General features: G+C 42.4%; 8 protein-coding genes. 1 reads left to right on the forward strand and 7 read right to left on the reverse strand.

The window, feature by feature from the left end; all coding sequences use genetic code 11:
* Window positions 1-325: 325 nt before the first annotated feature.
* On the forward strand, window positions 326-1,456 hold the full coding sequence (locus AB9P05_RS16220; RefSeq protein WP_371909877.1) for a DUF3103 family protein: 1,131 nt from the start codon (window positions 326-328) through the stop codon (window positions 1,454-1,456).
* 508 nt (window positions 1,457-1,964) lie between these two features.
* On the opposite strand, the gene AB9P05_RS16225 is transcribed toward AB9P05_RS16220, so the two are convergent.
* The 7 genes from AB9P05_RS16225 to AB9P05_RS16255 form a co-directional block, all read right to left on the reverse strand.
* Window positions 1,965-2,141 carry a hypothetical protein gene (locus AB9P05_RS16225; protein WP_371909878.1) on the reverse strand — a complete coding sequence of 59 codons (177 nt, stop codon included), beginning with the start codon at window positions 2,139-2,141 and terminating at the stop codon, window positions 1,965-1,967.
* A gap of 673 nt (window positions 2,142-2,814) precedes the next feature.
* A complete protein-coding gene (locus tag AB9P05_RS16230) occupies window positions 2,815-3,996 on the reverse strand; it encodes a serine hydrolase domain-containing protein (protein ID WP_371909879.1) in 1,182 nt (393 codons plus the stop codon).
* 61 nt (window positions 3,997-4,057) lie between these two features.
* On the reverse strand, window positions 4,058-5,707 hold the full coding sequence (locus AB9P05_RS16235; protein WP_371909880.1) for a cyclic peptide export ABC transporter: 1,650 nt from the start codon (window positions 5,705-5,707) through the stop codon (window positions 4,058-4,060).
* Between the two features lie 42 nt (window positions 5,708-5,749).
* Complete coding sequence (locus tag AB9P05_RS16240) at window positions 5,750-13,309, reverse strand: amino acid adenylation domain-containing protein (protein WP_371909881.1); 7,560 nt, start codon at window positions 13,307-13,309, stop codon at window positions 5,750-5,752.
* A 306-nt stretch (window positions 13,310-13,615) separates the two neighbouring features.
* The gene (asnB, locus tag AB9P05_RS16245) at window positions 13,616-15,532 is read right to left on the reverse strand and encodes an asparagine synthase (glutamine-hydrolyzing) (RefSeq protein ID WP_371909882.1); all 1,917 of its coding nucleotides are present in this window, start codon (window positions 15,530-15,532) and stop codon (window positions 13,616-13,618) included.
* 54 nt (window positions 15,533-15,586) lie between these two features.
* Complete coding sequence (locus tag AB9P05_RS16250; RefSeq protein ID WP_371909883.1) at window positions 15,587-20,044, reverse strand: amino acid adenylation domain-containing protein; 4,458 nt, start codon at window positions 20,042-20,044, stop codon at window positions 15,587-15,589.
* Window positions 20,045-20,083: 39 nt separating this feature from the next.
* Window positions 20,084-21,127: a TauD/TfdA family dioxygenase gene (locus tag AB9P05_RS16255; protein WP_371909884.1), complete on the reverse strand. Its 1,044-nt coding sequence runs from the start codon at window positions 21,125-21,127 to the stop codon at window positions 20,084-20,086.
* Window positions 21,128-21,130: the final 3 nt, after the last annotated feature.

Raw genomic sequence — 21,130 nt, forward strand, 5'->3', positions numbered from 1 at the left:
TTATTTGGGTACGGTGATGTAAGATGAGGCTGAGGTGGGGTAGCAGGATTATAGATGATGGTGGCTGGGGCTGTTGGGAATACGCCGTAAGCACACGGCCCTGAGGTTCTTCAATTTATTCTTACCTGAATATTCTACGGCCTGTGCTGCAGACGGGTAGCTTTTCGAAGGGCAACTATTTGTACTGCTGATGCCTGGACTGCGGTCGGGGCGGTTATGGGGTTACTGTTGATGTTATAAAACCTGGTACATTTTCCTTGAACGGTGGTTGCTTCGTTTTTATTCTTATGAAGAATTAACTAATCATCTTTAAAAAATTAACCCTATGAAAAAAGTGTTTTGTGCATTAGCGCTCGGCTCAATGCTGTTATCTTTCGGGTGCCAGAAAGAGGAGCTTATTACTCCCCAGCCATCAACTGAACGGGCTATGCCTGCTACTGAGGCGATGGCGATAGAGGTATCTGCCCTGCTGGATGAAGAAAATACCCGCCTGAACCTGCTGGATATCCTTAAGGAACACCCTGAGGGTATGAAGATGACCTCTCTGTTTGAACTGTCGGGCCTGGATGATAACGTGAACGGCCGCCTGCGCAACCTGCTGAATGAAAACACAAAGGTGTCGGGTGAGCAAATCCGTATTCCTGAAATGTGGCTGCATGAGCCTGCCGGACAATATAACGCTAATGACTTGCTGATAGCTTTTCCACCGCAAGGAGACGAAAAGGATTGGGAAATGGTAAAGGCTTATACACTGGATAACAAGGTGGTATACCTGGATGCTATGGAAACGCCCGATGTGCCTGTACTGGTAGTGGAAACGTATGGTTACCAGGCCTTTGAACGTGAGGTGGAGCTTATGAACCTGGAACTGCAGCGCCAGGGCCTTCAAAGCCCGGGTATCACAGACTACCGCAAAAAGAATGAAATGGCGCAGTCTTCCGGTCTGGAAACTACCAAGCTTACCAGCATCAGGCTGAATGATGACCAGGAGCCATGGGTATCGGGCTCTGCAGAGGTGTATGCGGTAACCAGCGGTATCCGTAACAGCAGTAATGAAGCCGAGGTAGCGGTAATTCCTATGTATTATCTGGATAAGGACGGTACTACTTACTACCCTAACCAAATCATGCTTTTCTGGGATGATTATGCGTACCAGGCAGCTAATATCCAGTTGTTTGAAAAGGATAGTGGTCACAACTACCAGGAACTGGTGAGCATAATCGTGAGTGGTATAGCTGATATAGCAGGTACCCTCTCCGGACAGTACTGGGTAAATGCGCTTGGTAAAATAGCCAGCGCTATAGTGGAAGTGTTGCCTTCCTCTTTCTGGACGAATGATGATGACTATGTGGATTCTTTCTATACGATAGAGAAAAACCGGTACTACACGAACTACTACGGCGCAGGAGCAAATGCGCGCGTGTCATTAGTACCTTATGTAATTGCTGCTAACTAATTCTCTCCCCCCGGGGAAATAAGAAGGGCTGTGAATTATGGATTCACAGCCTTTTTTCTTTAAGCGGAATCAAAGGCTCTGTCAGGGGTACTGAATAGCCGGTCTTAAGGCAAACAACATTTGAGGGGCGGCCGGGGCTAAAATAGCAGGCTGTGACGGATGGCGGGATTGTTTGACTACTATAATAAAGTCAATTTATCTACCAGGGAGGGTATAGCAGTCCCCTGCCAGACGGTGGCGCCCATTGCATGGCGCCCATTTCATCTGTTTCCTAGGGCGGGGATGAGGGCTTACGAGATTTTATTTAATCATATCAGGATTCAAATCTGAATCCTTCTGCAGTGCTTACGGTACGTTCATCGAAGTACCGGAAGGCAGCCCTTTTTGAGGTAGGGCGAGTCTGGCTAGGATTTGATAGGTTTAATTAGTAAAAAGAGAGAGGCTCTTACTATCTTCAGGGCTAGCTTTTCTGATAAGGTACTACGGTAGTTAAGCAGGCTTGTTGATATCAAGTATTGTCAGGGAGAATACTCATATCTTTTAACAACCTGAAGGTAATAAGCTCCCGTTGTTCACTGAAGTACTCACCGGCCCTGTACTTTTCTATGTTAAGTGCGAAGTAGTAGGTGTGATCATCCACTGTAAGAATGCCCACATACCACCCAATATCAATACGGTCCTGCATCGTACGGCCAGTTTTGGCTCAAAGCTTATAGCCTTTGGCCGGGCTATTCACCCTCATAAAGTCCAGTACCATATCCATGGCTTCCGGGGTGAAGGGTAGCTCCTTATGGTATAACTTCCTTAAGACTCCACCTGCTCTATCTGTATAGACTTGCCTACAGGCTTATAATAAAAGCTGCTACGGGTGATAATTTAAAACCTCACTCTATTTGCGTATACTGAGCTGCTTCAACCAGAGCCAGTTGTTGCCTTACAGGCCGGTTCTCTTCAAGGGGACGGCCCTCCGCCTTTTTTTTAGAAAGTCATTCTCACCCAGTAATTGCCCGATCTGCTGATAGAGCTGATCCACATTAACCTGAGGCTCCTCTTTTTAGCTTTTCTCTCCAAAAGCCTTATCGGCATTTTCCTGAAACTCACGTTTCCCCTCCGAGATTTGATTTGGGTGAACTTCAAAACGCTGAGTTAACTCAGATAAGGTCTGTTGCTCTTTAGGGCTTCTATAGCCACTTTTGCTTAAAGGCCGGCGAAGATTTTCTCCTACTTCTTTTCATTACTATCAGTTAAAGGTAACTAAAAATTATCATCTAAACTGATGGTCCCAATTTTGGGAAGTATTACATTATACGATTGTATATTAATAAGGTGCTATAAAGAAAGGATAGATAAGGTGTGTTTTATAATTCCGAAAGGATATATTCTCTGCCAATTACAAAAACCGACTCCTCCTTGAATAACTCCCCTGCAATTTTAAACATAACATTCCCGCCATGGTCATGCAGGTCGCTAACAGTAACATTTGTAATGACAGTTATATAGATATCCTCTTTCGGAAAGTACAAATATCGTGTATGAATGCCAGCGATGTCTCCGGCATTCCAGAAGAACTGACGGCCTCCTATGTTACCTGTCATCAGAGTAAAGCCTCTGTATTCAGAGTTTATGTCACCACCTTCAATCTTACCGGGAGTCTCTGCCAAGGCAAATGCTGAGTCTGATAATATTTTACCATTTAAGAGCTTAGAGTGCCACGTATACATGTCATCTACAGTACTGATTATACTACCTACACCGTAAGTCTGGGTAGGGTGTATATTCATAGCTGGTTGAATGTCAGTCCCGTCCTTATTGTATCCGGAAATTTGGCTTTCTTTTGCATCCTGATCCAGACTGCTATACGTATCTTTCATTCCCAGGGGGGAGAAAAAATCTTTTTCCAAATGAGTAGGATAGCTTTCATTCTTCAGCTTTTCAATAATTAGGGCCAATAGCACATAATCCGAATTACCGTATTTGTAGGCCGTACCAGGTTTAAAGTCAAGGGTGTCACCTTTAAAATACTCAACCAGTTCCTGAGGAGTGAAAGCGCTGTCAAGCTTTGCAGGCATATGGCCTTCTTTTTCAAAATAATTCTTGATTCCGCTTGTGTGATCAAGTAACTGCTCAATGGTTATGGTGCTACCGAATGGAAGATCATCAACATACTTCCCCACGGTATCACTTAAATGAATCTTTCCATCCTCGATCAGTTTCATGATACTTACCATGTTAAATTCCTTACTCACTGATCCAATGGGGAAGGTAGCATTCATATCCATCGGTTTTTTGGAACTCAGGTCAGCCAGTCCTATTGCTTTGTCAAAGACAATATTTCCATGATCGTAAATTCTGACCAACATTCCAGGCTCATCAGGGTGGTCAAATGGACTTATATGTTGTTCTATGTCTTTTTCTTCAAACTTCACTGTTTCTTCCATTGCAGTTGAGTTATTACATGAGGAAAAAATGAGGAGAAAACATGCAGCAATTGTAACAAAAATTGCTGTATGAATACTGAATAATGGATTATTACAGTTCATGTTATTTTAATTATCAAAAGAAATCAGCCGGCTTAAATAAACCGGCTGAGTCAAAGGTAGCTTAATTTAGAATTTCAATAGTTCTTTCGGCATTTGAAGGAGTCGGAACTATTACATTCTGTAATTTCCCTTCACTCATTTTATAAATCCTATCTGCCAGGTGATAGTAATTGTCATCATGAGTAATAGCTGCTACTGTAAATCCTTCCCCTTTCATGTATGGGAGGATTTCGTTATAAAACTTTCTCCTGAAATAAGGATCCTGGTCAGCGGCAAATTCATCGAGAATTAATACCGGCTTTCTCTCCAGCATGGCTGAAATCAGCGCCAATCTTTTACGCTGCCCTGTGGAAAGGTTTGTAGTACTAAACCCGTTTTCCTTGATCTCAACTTTACCATCCAATTCAAAAATATGGAGGTATTCTGCCGCTTTTTCTTTATCAAAGTTTTCAATACCAAAGGCTTCTTGGAAAAGGTGGAAGTCACTGAAAACAGGTGCAAATAAGGCTCTGTAGTCTGCAAATTGATCTGGAGAAATAATTTCTCCATTTACCTTCATAGTGCCTTCGTCGGAGGTGAATAATCCTATCATCAGATTCACAAAGGTTGTTTTACCACTTCCGTTCCCGCCAAATATGAAAACAACTTCACCTTTCTCCAGTCCAAAGGTATTTGGTCCTACGCGGAATGGAATATCCTCAGTGTCAGATTGATATTGGTAGATCACATTATCCACCTCCAAAGAATTGAAGTCAATCTGTCTAGGTGACTCACTATACCCACGGTCAGTATCGCTTAATGCCTCATTAAGTGAACCCAATCTGTTAAGGCTTATTTTAGCCTGAGAAAGACTGGGTACCATAAGTACAATAGTTTCAATAGGGCTCCAGATATATAATAGAACAAATACAAAGCTGATGATCTGGCTGCGTTCAGCACCAACATTATTACCAATGAAAAGAAGCAGTGCACCTATAAAGATATAAAAAGCCATCTGGCCAATAATACGATTATTAAGGTGGAAAACGAGGGCCTTTTTGTTAAGCCCCACTGCTTCTTCAAGTGCGGGTTTCATATGCCTATCACGGATATCTGCGCCCTTTTTCCTGGCAATAATCACTTCTTTAAAGCCGGTAAGCAATTCATTCAGGCTTTTAACAAACCGGTCATCATTGGACATTGCCTGATTAAAAAGAGTTACTGCTTTCCTTTCACTTATAGCGTATATTCCCAAGGCGAGGATTAACATGCCTCCGAAACAGAGAAGTAGTTTCCAGCTTAAAATACCCATATATACCAGGCACATTACTACCAGTATGGAATTGGTAAGTAAGTCTACTACACTCAGAGTGGCGTTGACTATATTATTGGTATCTCGTGTAAGTGCAGTATATACCCTCTCCTTATTTTTGACAAGAGGATGAAAAGGTGATTTAAGTACCATTTCTACCACATGAAGGCGGATTTTATATAGCATGTCCTGCATAAATCCAACCATGCCATAGGATACCATCCACCTGCTAATAAAAAACAGGGTGACAGCTCCGGAAAAATAATACAAGTACGTTTCCGTATCCGTTTCGGTATTATCTACATATGCCGTAATTATTTGATTAATGATATAAATGATAGCCGTATTTGCCACGGCTGCGACAATGCCCAGTAATACGAATAGAATGTATTTTCCAGTATGTCCTTTAAGTAAATTCATTTGAATACTATTGAAAGCTCTTTAAAATTTTTAGAAGGTTATTCAGACTCTTAAAGTCTTACCAGTTACGGAGCAGATCATATCTGAGAACCTATGTAGCCATTGTTCAGCCTCCTCAGTTCCGGCAATTTCCGGATGGAAGGTCACATTAATTCGTAAACCATTTGAAAACCGGTGAATTTCTAACCAGTATTTTGCTTGCGCAGGTGCCTCAGAATTTATGATCTGTACATTGTTCGTATTCCCACCTGTCTGAGCTTCTGAGAGGTATTGATAATTATGATAGTTCATACCTGCAATTGGATAGAAGTTTTCAGGTGCATCAAGCTGTTTCATAAGGAGTTCATAAGGATAAGAAACATGCCTTAATTCGTCCGCAAACTGCTGTTGCGTATTGTCTATTTTTTGTATAAAATCATCATCTGATTCCATCTTACTAAAAGGGTGCAGTAAAATGTTTGTATAGAATCCAATACTGTTTTCATTATCTACAGTATCATATATTTCTCCACCCCGCATACTGACCGGCACTGCAATTACACCATCTTCCTTACCTTTTGCCATAAGCGTTTTCATTATGGATAGGAAAAAGGCGGCAGGACTTACTCCCTTCTTTTCCAGGTATAAGTCAAGGTCATTCGCCGTTTCCTGGTCTAAGAGGATAGTAGCTCTGATACTTTTATTTGACTTATCTATGGTTTTAAAAGGCTGGCCTTTCAAATGTAATTTCCAAAAACTTATATCTTCTAGGCCGTTTCTGGTTCCCAAATAATCCTTTTGGGCTTTTACATAATCAGAGTATTGAGATGCAGGCAAGGCAAGTTCAGGAGTCTCATTTTTTAGAGCTACCTGATAAAGCATGTCAATTTCTTTCTGCAAAACGCCCTGAGAGTAACCATCAAAGAATAAGTGAGACAAGACCATCATTAGAGAATTGTTGTCTGCTCCTGCCTGCACAACACTGATAGCCCATGGGTTAGCAGTGTCAACCACATCCCGTAATCTGGCCATCTCAGTTTTAGTTAGCTCATCCAAAGTACTACTCTCCGCTTCAATCCAGTTAATAGGTACTTTATAAGGGCTTGATAAGCTGAAAGATGAGCCATTGAACGGTACAATGTGACTTCGTAAACTTGTATGCCTTTCCTGTAACCAGGTTACTGCCTTGATAAAGGCCTCCTTGTCCAGAGTTTTAAACTGGGTAGGGCCTATTTCCGAGTGATTCCCAACTATCTGCCTACCACTATAGAAATTACTTTGATTAAATGAGAGTTCTGTATAGCCATTCGCCTTAAACGTATTTAAGGAATTAAGGAGGCTCTTAAGAGTATTGGAGTATAGGTCTGCGAAGTTCTGTATTGTTTGGGAACTCCACCTGTTCTTACCGAATCGTATTGAGAAATGAAGCTGGCCGTTTGAAATAAATCCGGATAGTTCAAATTCATGAAAACGTTCCATAAGAGGATGCACCTCTGCGCCTTTTTCACCCAGATGGATTTCCATCTGTCCTCCTTCTCCTGCCTCAATATCACTTTCAAACTGGCCAAGGAAATTAAAGCTGACCTGAGATTCCATTTTTGGAAGATGGTCTGCTTCCTTACTCAGATACCTTGCCACTCCATAGCTAGCTCCTTTTAAAGGTATCTGCCTCAAAAGGTCTCTAACCTGTGTTATGTAGGCTATGCTACTATCACCGTCACCTGATGGTAATGCTACAGGGAACAAACTGGTAAACCATCCCAGTGTGCGACTTAGATCAGTATTTTCTGTAAGCTCCTCACGACCATGACCTTCCAATGTTACAGGGTAGGTGCCAGTCCCGAACTGTTCATTTAAAGTAAGCCCAAGGGCCGCCATCATCACATGGTTTATTTCCAAGCCGGACATACTTCCCGCTACCTCCTGTAACTGGGTGGTTTCTTTTTCAGTCATGCTAAAAGAGGCAGAAGCTGTTTCGGAAACTGTATTAGGCTGCTGGGGAAACTCAACTTCTATCCTCGCCGGACTTTCCGTTCTCATAGATTCCCAAACCCGTATATCCACCTTCCCGTCTTCACTAGCAATATAATTTTGCTGTTCTTTGATATACTGACGGAAGCTGGTAGCATCTTCAGGTAAAGAAGGGGTTTTACATTCTAAAATCTGTCGATATAAAACACCTAAATCCTCAAAGATTATTCTCCATGAGATACCATCTACCACCAAATGGTGTATAGCAATTAGTAAGGTATCACCGTCTTCATCGCGGAAGAGTCCGGCACGAAGTAGCTGACCCTTTTCAATAGACATTCCTGCCTGAATGACATTGGCTTGACGGATGAAAATCTCTTCGCTATTGTTCTGGTTCCGCAGATCATATAATGGTATATCAACTTCAGGGCCCTTTTCAAGAATATGATGCTGCCATTCGTTGCTCCCGGTCTTAGTAAACCTTGACCTAAGCACAGGGTGATGTGCTATTAAAAGCTGGAGTACTTTGGTGATGGCCTCTTTATCAAATCCCTCCGGATGGTAAATTTTAACAGATTGGTTAAAATGATTCCTGAAAGGTTCCGTAACTGTATCAAAGAAATGGCTTATTACAGGGGAAAGGGGTACCTGGCCGATAGCGTCTGCCATAGTATGCGCCTGCTCCTTATTCCTGCTTATAGGTGTAGCATTATTTGCAACTTCACTTACCGTAGGGCCATGCATAAACTGTTTGATGGTTAGTTTATACCCTTCGATCCTAAGATGTGCAATGAATTGAATGGCCTTAATAGAATCACCGCCTAGTTCATAGAAATTATCATCAGCACCGATGGACTCTTTTTTCAGAATTTTTGTCCATAGCTCGGCTATGAGCAATTCAGCTTCTGATAGATCTGCTGAATTGCTCTTACCGGTACTGCTTTCAGGCAATGGAAGTTCATGCAGTTTCTTTCTGTCAATTTTTCCGTTTTTGTTTGCCGGCATATAATCCAGTTCGATAATATGCTTGGGAAGCATATATGAAGGCAGGTGCTTACGCAAATCGGTGCGAATAGCAGCCTGATTTATATTACTTCCTACAAGATAGGCGACCAGTATGGTGCCGTTTTCTTCCTTTCTGGGGAGTACTACAGCTTTATGAACTGAGTCATTATTCAGTAAGGTATTTACAATCTCCTGAGTTTCAACGAGAAATCCACGTATTTTCAACATATCGTCTACCCGGCCCATATATTGAATGTTGCCATCCTCGGTCCATCTGCAAAGATCTCCAGTACGATAAACTATGCCGTCTGACTCCTCACTCCTGATGAATTTCTGAGTGTAAAGCTCCTCATTTTTATTATATCCATAGGAAAGCTGGTGTCCTCCTAACCAAAGCTCTCCGGTAGTACCTAAGGCTGCTAGTTGTCCGTTCTGATCTCTGATGGTAGCTGAAATACAATCAATTGGTTTTCCGATTGGAATATTACTTGTTACGAAGCCTTTATCAAAACGCAAAAATGTAGAGTATACTGTGTTTTCTGTAGGTCCGTAAACATTATAGAGATAGGTATCATATTTTTCAGCAAACTTACTAAAGTGAGAAACTGAAGCTGCTTCACCTCCGGTAAGAACGAGCCTTAACTGGTTAAAACCTTTAAAATCAAAGTCAACCATGGCATTGAATAAGGCGGTAGGAATTGCTGCCCTTGTAGGTTCATAGCGAGCATACGCTTCTTCCATACTTTGGATATCAATATCCTTTTCCTGATCCAGGATTATGACAGATGCGCCATTAAACAGGTAGCCATATACATCATGCACTACCATGTCAAATGAGAAAGAAGAAAGGGTTACGCTTCGGTCTTCAGGCTCGATCTTAATATGTTCAATACGCTGAATCCCTTCTATCATAGAGATTACACTCTGATGAGTGATCATAACACCTTTAGGCTCACCAGTTGACCCTGAGGTATAAATTATATAGGCCAATGGATTAGATACTACTTCAGGACATTCAGAATTCCGCCCTTTCTCAATACCCTCTTTTATAGAAAATACATCTTTGACCGGCCATCCTGAAGTAACAGTTATATCTTCCGCAAGCAAAGTGTCGATGCCTGCATTTTGTATTATATATTGCCTTCTTTCTTCAGGTAGGTTTGCTTCAAGAAATACGTATGTCAGTCCGGCTTTAAGTGCAGCAAACATGGCAATAAATCCGTTATGATGACGCCTTGACGAAATTCCTATAACGCCCTTAGGAGTAGTTTTTCCTGTATTCAGCAGGTATGCTGCCAAATAACTACTCTGGTCATCGAGTTCCTGATAGGTTATAGTTGAATTATCACTAGCAGAGTATATCGCAACCTTGTGTGGGTTGTTGTTAACCTGCTTCTGCATCTGTTCCACCATGCTGGAGGTTTCCGGTAGTTCTGGCAGGGTATCTAGATTGGAAATCTTCCTCAGCATTGTTTTTTCCTTATCAGTAAGGAAATCAATTTTTGCCAGTGAAGTTTCTGGATGATGTACCAGTTGATGCGCTAAGTTACCTATGTGATGGCATATTCTGGAAATTTTTTCCTGAGAGAACAGGTCAGTATTGTACTCTACCTTTAGTACCAGGCCTTCAGGTGTTTCCTTAAAGGAAAATGTAAGGTCGAACTTGCTATATCCTGCAGTTTCATTTGCCTCGGTCAGTACTTGCTGGCTGCCGCCTTCAGTACTTTCACGATGAAGTACCATCATTACATCAAATAAAGGAGAACGGCTTAACTCCCGCTGTAGCTTAAGTTCCTCTATGAGTTTGTCAAATGGATAAGAAGCCTGATCGAAAGCCTCCTGTGCCATGTTTTTACTGAGGCTTAGCAACTGATTAAAACTGCCCTGCAAATCAAACTGCATGCGTAGCGGAACAGTATTAGCAAAGAAACCAATTGTTTCCTGCAACTCAGGCTCTGTCCTGTTGGCAACCGGGGTACCAATTATCACATCTTTCTGACCGGTATAGCGGGCGAGTAGGGTATATACTACTGAGTAAATACCTTGAAAAAGTGTATTTCCCTGTTGGCTGCAGAGCTCTTTTAGTGCCGTTAAAGATTCAGAACTTATAAGGTGTTCTGCCAGAGCACCATTGAAGGTTTTAATGGCAGGACGTGGAAAGTCCGTTGGAAGTTCCAGAACTGGTAACTCACCATCCATCTTATTGTGCCAGAATTCTCTTCCTTCTTTAAGGTCCTGGTCATTGGCTCTGTTTTGCTGCCATACAGCATAATCTTTATACTGAAGTTTCAGTTCATTGAATGCAGGAACAGATCCACTTGTTATCTCCTCGTATGCATGTAAAGTATCCTTGAGCAGAATGCTAACAGACCAGCCATCTGAAATGATATGGTGCATCACCAGACAAAGAGTCGCGCATTCTTCACCTTTGGTAAATAGTGCTGCTCTGAACAGAGGCTCTTTGTGCATGGCAAAGGGAGTGTCTCTGAAAGCCTCAATTCGTTCTTGGATCTCGTCGGCCTTCATACCACTTACGTCTTCCTGCAGAAGATTGAAAGAAACATCAGCAGCAGGCAAAATTACCTGACGTGGTTCATCACCTTCTTCTCTGAATACTGTGCGTAAACTTTCGTGTCTGGCTATGATAAGGCTCAATGCCTGCTCAAGGGCATCTACATTGACTTTTCCATTGATCTCATAGGCCACAGGAATATGGTACGCTAAAGAAGCCTCCTTTAGTTTACTGATTATCCAAAGCCTTTTTTGGGTGTGGCTAAGGGGATAACTAGCCATTTTAGGGGCTGGTAGTAGAGTGGTCTTTTCTTTCTTTGACGCTTTTGTATCCAGAAATTCTGCCAATCGGGCAATAGTAGGATATACAAAAAGATCTGTAAGCTTAATCTCGAGCCCCATTTCCTGCTGGATATCTCCGGCTATTTTCATAGCCCTCAATGAGTTACCTCCTACTTGGTAGAAGGTGTGGTCTCTGCCGATTTGCTGTAGCTTAAGCTCCTTTTTCCAGATGTTGGCAATTTGGGTTTCGGTACCTTCTTTAGGTAGTTTAAAATCTTTTCCCAGTATTACCTCTTCAGGAGTTGGTAGAGCTTTTTTGTCTATTTTCCCGTTGGCATTCAGAGGAAAGTCTTCCAGGTGAATGACATAAGAGGGGAGGACGTAAGCATTAAGGCTTTTCTCCAGGTTTGTCCGGATGTCTTCTATCTCTTCCGGAGATTTGTAATAGCAAATAATCTGAGGGTTACCATCTGCATCTTTAATAGTATTTACATAGGTTTCCTCTACTCCGGGTATAGCAAGTACTGCCTGGTCTATCTCATTGAGTTCTATACGTACACCATTGATTTTTACCTGCCTGTCTCTTCTGCCAAGAATTTCAAGCGAACGGTCCGGCAAGTACCTTCCTAAGTCACCGGTTTTATATATGATGTCCTCTTTGTCTTTAATAAGAGGGTTTTGAACAAATACTTCTTTGGTGAGGTCAGGGTTATTATAATAGCCCCTTGTCATATTCGGAGTCTTGATATATACTTCTCCGATCTCTCCGATCCGGCATAGCCGGCCTTGGTTCAGTACCAGTGTAAACGCTTGTTCTATGGGTTGCCCTACGTGGAGTATTTGCCCTGGTGTAGCTGGTACCTCTTTAATACGATGAAAAGTTTTAATCATCGTGGTTTCTGTGGCTCCGTAGAAGTTAACTACTTCAACATGCGTGCCTCCGGCTTCATTCCATCTTTGGATATGTTTGGCATATAGAGGTTCCCCGGCCAGCAGAATATGTTTTAGCTCTGGTAATAGATCTTTTTGATCTGACTGTTCCATTGCCTTTGTAATATGCTGAAACAAGGAGGGAACAGTATGTATAATGTTTATCTTTTCATCACCAATCCATTTGGTTAGCTCGGTGATATTTGAGCGGGTTTCTAAGGAAGGAATACAAAGAGTACCGCCGGTGGCTAATGGCAAAAAGATGTCCCTGAGTGAAGCATCAAAGGTGAACTGCGTAAGCTGACTTACTCTAGTGCCTTCTGAAACCTGAAATTCCGTAGATTCCCATTCTATAAACTGGGCGAGACTCTTATGAATACCTACTATAGCCTTTGGCTTTCCTGTGGAACCTGACGTATAAAATATATAGCTGTCCGATTCTGGATCAATAGCAATCTCAGGGTTTGAGTTGCTAAGTGTTTCCCACTCTGACAGGCTTTCTTCTTTTCCTATGGGGAATATGCCCTTTTCACTTATGACATGAACATTCCGATGGGCCAGGTAAAGGTTTTCTGAAAGCTGAGCCCATTGCGCTGTCTGCGATTCCGAGATCAGAATAAGTGCTTCAGGAGATTCCTCAAATATAAACTGTAACCGACTTTCAGCAAATGTCAGGTCTACCGGCAGATATATTCCTCCAGCCTTAAATGTACCCAGGAGAGAAGTTACGAGGGTGGAAGAAGAGGGCATTGCCACCATAACTACCTTGTCCTTTGCGTCATACCTGCCTAGGTAGTGTGCAATCTGGTTAGCCTTATGGTTTAGTTGCTGGTAGGTGGTTTCTTCGCCTCTGAAGGCCAGTGCAACTGTGTCAGGTAGATGGCTGGCCGTTAGTTCGAATTGCTTATAAATTAGTTTCTCCATTACTTTTCAGGTTGTTCTGCCGGGGTTATAGCTGGCAGGATATACATCAGATGTATAAGTAAAATCTCCAGATTCTAGGTTTACGGGTTTGCTAATAGCGATGTAAGTTGATGTCCCGGTCGTAATGCCTCTTCAGCAGAACACCATGCACATTAACAATTGTCTGTACTTCATAATTCCTAAATGAACTTCCCTGCTTATTTTCAGGTGAAATAGTGCAGTCAGGTCTGGAACTCTCTGACTCCAACTTGAATAGTGGAGCAGAGAGGGTTCCTGAATTAGCCAAGGTTTGAAGTCTGCTCCTGCTCATGCTATAATAGGGGAGGGAACAGTAGATGCATCAAAGCTTTCCATCTCAAATACATCCAATAGTAAATTGAATGTTATGACTACTATCAGCAGGTCGCTGTCGTAAGGTACATTGATCCTGAAACCGGGTTTGCTGTAAACCTTCTTAAGGCGTTCAATGGTATCAGGGTTGAAAAAGCCCTGACGCTTGATTCTGTCATAGCTCAACAAGTCCATTGTCATTTCATCCTTATTCTGCAGGAGCTGGCAGCTACCCGGAGCTACGAAACCAAACTTTTGCCTGTTAATGATTTCCTCGGGAAGGTATTTAGTAGCCACTTGTTTGAGCAAGTGCTTTTCTACCAGTCCTTTAAGCTGAATTTCAGGAGGAATGGTCTTGATGAACTCAAAGAGGTTGACGTCCAGAAAAGGGTATCTTCCCTCTACAGAGTTGGCAAAGCATACTCTGTCACAATGGTCGGAAATGAGATGGTCAGCAAGCCTAAGCTTCAGGTCGAGATAAGAACGCTTATGAAAGGGGTGCCTTCCGATAAGCTGGTTCGGGTCAACAGGTTGCTTATTTAAGCAGTCAAAATCATAGTATAATTCATTTACTGCATCCGAATACAAACCTTGCTTTACTGAACGGAACTCTACCTGGTTTTTTTCATAGAAGAAAGAGCTGTCACCCCAAAGCTGTTCCCTCATCTGGTCTTCCAGCATCATGTCCAGGTCATCCATATCCTCACCCAGGTTACGGCTTCCGAGCGCATCCAGTCTATAACCGATATACCCTCCGCAAAGCTCATCAGCTCCTTCTCCGGATAATACTACTTTGATGCCCTGGCTACGTACATTTGCCGAAAGCGCCAGTGAGCAGGTATTGTAGCTTTCTTTTACAGCAGTTTCACCGTGATATACAATATCCCTTAAGCGACTTGAAATATTCTTCCAGTCAAAGGCAAACTCATGGTGATCACTATTTAAAAATGATGCCATTCGCCTCTGGTGTACACTTTCGTCTATCTGGCTGTTTTCTCCCTGAGGAAATGTAATGGAGAAAGACTTGAAATCTGCCCCCGGCCTTAATTTCCGCATCAGACTACCTATCAGGCTGGAGTCTAATCCACCGCTAAGGTAAAACCCTACTGGTACGTCAGCATTTAGCCGGTGGTTTACAGATGCTAATAGCTTTTCTTCCAGCTTTTCGGCATAATAGCTTTCCTTCTTCCCATAGTCATAATCTCCTTCCATGGGGAAGTTGGCATCCCAATAGCAGTGAACAGAAGTTTTTTCGTTCTGGTGCACAATATAATGGCCTGGCTTCAGGCTATTAATTCCCTGAAACAGCGTATGAGGACTTACGCCGCCCGGAAAAGAAAATACCTGGTCAAGACCGATAAGGTTTACTCTTCTGGGCACGAATGGCACCTGTAAAAGGGCTTTTACTTCTGATCCAAAAATCAGATGGTCCTGCTGGTGGGTATAGAACAGAGGGCATACCCCGAAATGGTCCCTTGCCAGAAACAGTGCTTCTTTATTTTTATCATAAATGGCAAAACCAAACTGGCCTACAAGCTTATCAAACATTCGTTCGATACCATATTCCTGATAAAGAGGAATCAGTACTTCCACATCGCACTGTGATGTAAAGGAATAACCTTTTGCACTAAGCTCTGCTCTTAATTCCTGGTGGTTGAAAATTTCACCGTTACATACCAGTACTATGCTTTTGTCCTGGCTGAAAAAAGGTTGTTGTCCACCTGAAAGGTCAACAATGCTCAGTCTTTTAAAGCCAAAACCAACATGGTGATCTGTATGTATTGAAGTATCATCCGGTCCGCGGTGATGTATCACCTCTACCATGCTTTCTAAAAGCACCCGTGGAACCGGTTGAGTTTTAGTAGTATTATATATTCCTGCTATTCCGCACATAGTTTTTTCTTAATTATAGATGGTTGTACTACAACTTTAATCCCGTCAGTCACCTTACATATTCATCATTTGGGACAGGAACTCATCCTCTTCCTCCGCTTCTGATGCCTCGGTCTGGAGTGCAATGTCTGTGAGGGATTTAGCAGATGGTAGCTGGGTTACTACATATTTTATGTTTTCCAGAAGCTTCTGCACGGTCTCATTATTGTACAACTCACTGTCATATTCCAGGTGTATTCTGACTCTGTCTTCATCTTCCACGAAGAAATAGCAGAAGTCATATTTACTGCTGCCCCAGTCAAACTTCATCTCCCTTATAGAAAGAGTTTCCGGTGCCTCTTCAGAAGGTTTGTAGGGTACATTTTGCAGTACGATCATGACATCAAATAAGGGAGAACGGCCTGGCTGGGCAGGGTAATCCAGCTTATTTAATAGGGTGTCAAAAGGGTATAACTGATTGGCATAGCCTGCAAGAGTATTTTTTCTTACAGTACTATAAAGGTCATTTATTTGAACGTCCGGCTCAAAGTTGTTCCTTAATGCCAGGGTATTTACAAAAAGGCCAATCTGCTCTTCAAGTCCCTCATGTTCCCTGCCTGCAATAGGGGAGCCTATTACGAGATCCTGCTGCCCGGTATATTTATGATACACTGCATTAAGCAATACCATAAGACTCATGAAAAGGGTACCATCATGTTTCTTTGTGAATTCACGCAGGATACGGGTTTCCTCTTCATCAAAGGCGGTGTTTATAGTTACACCTTCATATTTCCGGGTCTCAGGCCGTACATGGTCTGTAGGCATATTGAGGGGCTCTGGTTCCTCCTCAAAGCTTGCAAGCCAGTAGTCTTCCATCTTTTGGCCTTCACTGCTTTGCAGTTTGTCCTGAAGCCAGACTGAATAATCCTTATATTGAAATTCAGGATGTAAAAGTTCCGGCTCATTACCCTGTTCAAAGCTCAAATAGGCTTTAAAGAACTGATGAAAGAAGAGTTTCATAGTCCAGTTATCACCTATAATATGATGCATATTGAAAAGGAAATAATATGATGCATCACTAACTCTGAAAAGCTGAAAACGTATAAGGGGACCGTTAGCCAGATCAAAAGGTTTACGGATTTTCTCCCTGAAAAGTCCGGAAAGAGAATCTTCCGTGCTTTCACTGTCTACGTCAATTATTTCAAGAATATCAGTAAAGGTTCCGGCGCTAAGTACTTTCTGACCGACACCTGCGTCCGCAACAGGTACAAATACTGTTCGAAGACTTTCGTGAATAGTAATTAGCCTTTCAATAGCCCTTTCCATTGCTGTAAGGTCTATCTGACCTTCTACCTGGAAAAGGATGGGCATATTATATGCGATATTGCTTCCTTCTGCCTGTGCCGCTTTCCATATACCATACTGAGAAGGTGAAAGCGGATAATATTCACTTTCTGGGGCTTTACCTATTGCTTTTTCTGCCTCACCAGTCTCTGCACCTGCAAGATAGGAAGCTTGTTTTTCCAGGGTAGTGTATTCGAAAAAGTCTGTAAATGAAACTTTTATTTCCATTTTCTGGCGAATACGCAACAGGAGCTGGGAGAAGGTAAGGCTATTGCCTCCCAAGTTAAAGAAGTCATCAGTAATACTTACCTTATCCTGTGGTAAAATTTCCTTCCAGATGTCCGCTAATTGCTGTTCCAGCGGAGTTCTGGGAGCTATATATGCCTGTTCACTTTTAGCTTTTTGCTGATGGGCTATTTGCAGCAGAGCCTTATCATCCGTTTTGCCATTAGTAGTAATGGGGAAGTTATCAACCTGCACCAGCATACCAGGTATCATATATGCGGGTAATTTCGCCTTTAATCCTTCCTGGATATTTGTTTCATTAATGGAGTTTTCAGTCAGAATAAAAGCAACAAGCAGTTTCTGATTGTCCTGTTCCATTACACTTATGTAGGATTGGCTCACCCCTTCAAATTGCTGTAATGCAGCCTGGATTTCTGCCGGTTCAATTCTGAAACCTCTGATTTTAATTTGCTTATCTACCCGGCCGAGGTATTCCAGGTCTCCACCTAGTGTAAGGCGGACTAAATCTCCACTTTTATACCATTTTGCGCCGGAAGGGTCCGAATGGAGTGTGGTAAAGACTTTTTTAGTTAACTCTTCCTGGCCCAGGTATCCTTCTGCGAGTCCTTTTCCTCCTATATAAAGCTCGCCGGCCATTCCTTCTTCTACTTGCTGAAGTTTATGGTCAAGAATGCAAAGATCAGTATTGGCAACTCCCTTACCGATAAGAATACGATCATCCGACGGAGACAATTTCTTAACTACGCAGCCTACGGTAGTTTCAGTAGGGCCGTATTCATTGTATATCTCTATTTCAGGATTCCATGAAAAAAGAGTTTGTACATGTTCCTTTTCAAGTGCCTCACCGCCCAGAACTACCTTTTTCAACGAAGTAGTAGTTTGTCCCAGGTTTTTCAACATGGTGATATGAGAAGGCGTAAGTTTAAGAATATCCACCTCAAAGCCGGATCCCGGGCTTGTAAACTCCTGCAGTATCTGAGCCATGCTCTTTTCTTTGTCAGCAATAATTAGTTGCTGACCACGGGTTAGAGAAGCAAACAGGCAGGTTATGGTTAAGTCAAATGCAATGGAAGTCAGTAACCCCCAGTTGCCCCTTTCTCCATTTGGAGTATAGTAGGCATTCGCCCATTGGATATAATTGGAAAAGCTGCCGTGGCTGATCATAACTCCCTTAGGCCTTCCGGTAGAGCCGGAAGTAAATATGATATAAGCCAGGTCTTTAGAGGAAATATTAGTAGGAACACGTTCCTCTGAAACACCCTCTATCAGTTCCTCTCCTATATACAAAACGGGCTCTTCATGTGTAAGGCCTGCTGTGGCGGCTACATCCTTAGTTGTTATTACTGCACTGCATGAACCACTTTCAAGAATTTGTTCTATTCTTTCAGATGGATAGGCGGTATCTATAGGAATATAGGCTGCTCCGGCTTTGAGTACGCCCCAAATAGCTACAGGAAGCCATTCACTTCTTTCCAGAAGTAATGCAACGCGCTTACCGGGGGCAATACCATATTTGGTTTGCAGCACTCTGGCAAAGGCATTACTTTTTTGGTCAAGGGCATTATAAGTTAAACAAGTGTCTTTATAGACTACAGCTTTCTTTCCACCATTTTCAGCTACCTGGTACGAAAACAGGTCTAAAATAATAACATCCTCTACCTTTTCATTCCACTCTACATCAGAAGATAATATTGAGCTGTTTTGCTCCAGAGAGAGTTTTCTGTTCAGATAGCTTTTCCATTGCTGACCAATCCATGATATCACCTCCGGGCTAAACCTGCCTTCAGCATAATAGAGATCAGTCCAAATAGCATCCGGTTTCTCCTGAATAATCATTTTAAGCCTGTAAGGCTCGGAAACCTCAGAAAAGTCAGTGACGGAGTATGTAATATCACCCTTTACCGGCGTGTAGCATGCCTCGGGTATGGTAATTATACCATATGCAATAGATGCATCGCTGCTTTGTCCGGCATTTTCAAAACTGAAGAAATCATCCCAATCCATTATTGCTTCGTCCTCTTCCCTGAGTTTTGAAAAGAAGGCTTCATCTTCTAAAGCTGGTTCGAGAGTCAAAGGCAGGGTTTTGGTCATAGCGCCCAGGGCACCCTCTAATTCTTCATAAATCCGGTTAAACCGGCTGATGCCAAGTGTGATAGAGTCCTGATTATCATAAGCGTACAGGAATTTTGAAAATAACCCAATCATAAGCTGGGACATTTCCAGATCTTCCTTTGCTGCCAGTTTAGCCAAGGCATCTTTAATTTCTGCAGTCAAATACACCCTGTGCTTTTTCAGGCAGGGTGTACCTGTTTCTTCACCTTCAAAAGGAATGATGCGATTGTTAAGGTCCTTGTTTTGGAATTTCTTCCAGAAATGAAGGCCTTCAGCTTCCGGATCCTGCAGGAGGTCGTCTTGCCACTGAATATAATTTTCATAAGGCAATACTTCTTCACCAGATAGGTTTCCGTTACAAGCTGCAAAAAAATCATGGAGCAAAAGATCCATGCTCTTCAGGTCCAGCAATATGGGATGGGACCTGATCCATAATTGAGATTCTGTATCTGTAGTTTTAATCCACAGAAGTTCCAGGGCATTGTTGCTCTCCTCAGGTGAGGCTTCACACCATGATAACTTTTTCTCATGTATGGCTTTTTCCTGCTCATCCTCGCGGATAAGGTCCAGGACTTCCAGTGAATACGAAACCTGATTTTCTTCCTGCTGTAATGGGTATTCAAAGGCTGCAGCCTTAACAAGCTTGAATCGGAGTACGTTGTATTTACGCCCCAGTTGCTCCATTGCCTCAACAATATGATTATGCGTTAATTGACCACTAACGTTGGCGCATACTACAGTATAGGGATTAGCTGATTTTTTGGAGATATTCCAAATACGTTGTTGAACAGGAGAAAGAGTATATTGTTTAGGTTGTTCTAAGCTTTCCATTGGTGAAATCAGGTATTAATGTATCAATCTGGGAAGGAATCAGGCTAAAGTTTCAGCTTCCGGTGCGAACTGTTCTTCACTCATTGGTTCCAGCAACGAAACCAGAATCTGGCGATCTCCTTTAAAAGGCATCCTGCCATGTGCCATCAACATATTATCCAGGTAAAGCAAGTCTCCCTTTTCCCAGGGAAAAACAATCATGCTTTCATCCCATGCTGCTTTAAGCTCCTTAAATTCCTCTTTTGAAATGGGTGAGCCGTCGCCAAAGTAGGTGTTAAACGGCAAGGCATCTTCTCCAACCATTTCCCTGAAATGGTCCTCTAAGGTGTATTGATTAAAGAAAAATCCATGATTAAACCACACTAGCTCATTGCTGTAGGGGTGCTGGTAAATGGCCTGCTTTTTCCAATCAATACGTAATTCGTTTTCTCCTATCCAGGAGAAGTTCATATTGTTTCGCTTACATTCTGCCTCTACCGCAGCTTTGTCTTCAGTCTGAAATACCTCCTGCCAGGACAGGCCAAGTTTTGAAGATAGATTTCGTACATACTTTATTCCCAGCCTGCCGAATTTTTCTCTAAGCTGCGGACTTAGTTTGCTCAATACCTGCCGTGTATCAGCAACCGGTGTTTCTCCTTGTTCATCTGCCGGGATTATACAGCAGAAGATGGCTTTCATGGGCCAGGTCATTGCATATGAAGACTCAGTATGCATGTTGATCATCTGGTCGGCCGGGTGAGTGGTTGAATGATACACTTTATCGGTAACCTCATAGCGTGGTGATGACCTCATGGTATAATTCAAAGAGTTAAGCTCAAGTTTATCTACTACAGCTTTAAACTTTTCGCGGGTATCCACTGCAAAGCCCCTGAAAAGGATCCCTCCGTATTTTTTCAGCAGTGTATTGACCTCTGATTCATTTTCTTTGATCCACCCCTGCAGGGATACGCCACTCATCAGTGCTTTGACCATTATAGGGCCGCCTTCTGGTAGAGCCGGTGTTTTTTCTACCAGTTTCTGTTGAGTGTTTACAGTATTAGTTTTAAGGTTAGAGAGACCTTTTCTTATTTTCCTTGGTTTCATAGC

Source organism: Roseivirga sp. BDSF3-8, assembly GCF_041449215.1.
Classification (GTDB): domain Bacteria; phylum Bacteroidota; class Bacteroidia; order Cytophagales; family Cyclobacteriaceae; genus JBGNFV01.

Excerpts from the sequence above, each read along its gene's own strand:
- asnB (WP_371909882.1), bottom strand. The coding sequence starts at position 15,532 with ATGTGCGGAATAGCAGGAATATATAATACTACTAAAACTCAACCGGTT.
- AB9P05_RS16240 (WP_371909881.1), bottom strand. The coding sequence starts at position 13,309 with ATGGAGAAACTAATTTATAAGCAATTCGAACTAACGGCCAGCCATCTA.
- AB9P05_RS16225 (WP_371909878.1), bottom strand. The coding sequence starts at position 2,141 with ATGCAGGACCGTATTGATATTGGGTGGTATGTGGGCATTCTTACAGTG.
- AB9P05_RS16250 (WP_371909883.1), bottom strand. The coding sequence starts at position 20,044 with ATGGAAAGCTTAGAACAACCTAAACAATATACTCTTTCTCCTGTTCAA.
- AB9P05_RS16235 (WP_371909880.1), bottom strand. The coding sequence starts at position 5,707 with ATGAATTTACTTAAAGGACATACTGGAAAATACATTCTATTCGTATTA.
- AB9P05_RS16230 (WP_371909879.1), bottom strand. The coding sequence starts at position 3,996 with ATGAACTGTAATAATCCATTATTCAGTATTCATACAGCAATTTTTGTT.
- AB9P05_RS16255 (WP_371909884.1), bottom strand. The coding sequence starts at position 21,127 with ATGAAACCAAGGAAAATAAGAAAAGGTCTCTCTAACCTTAAAACTAAT.
- AB9P05_RS16220 (WP_371909877.1), top strand. The coding sequence starts at position 326 with ATGAAAAAAGTGTTTTGTGCATTAGCGCTCGGCTCAATGCTGTTATCT.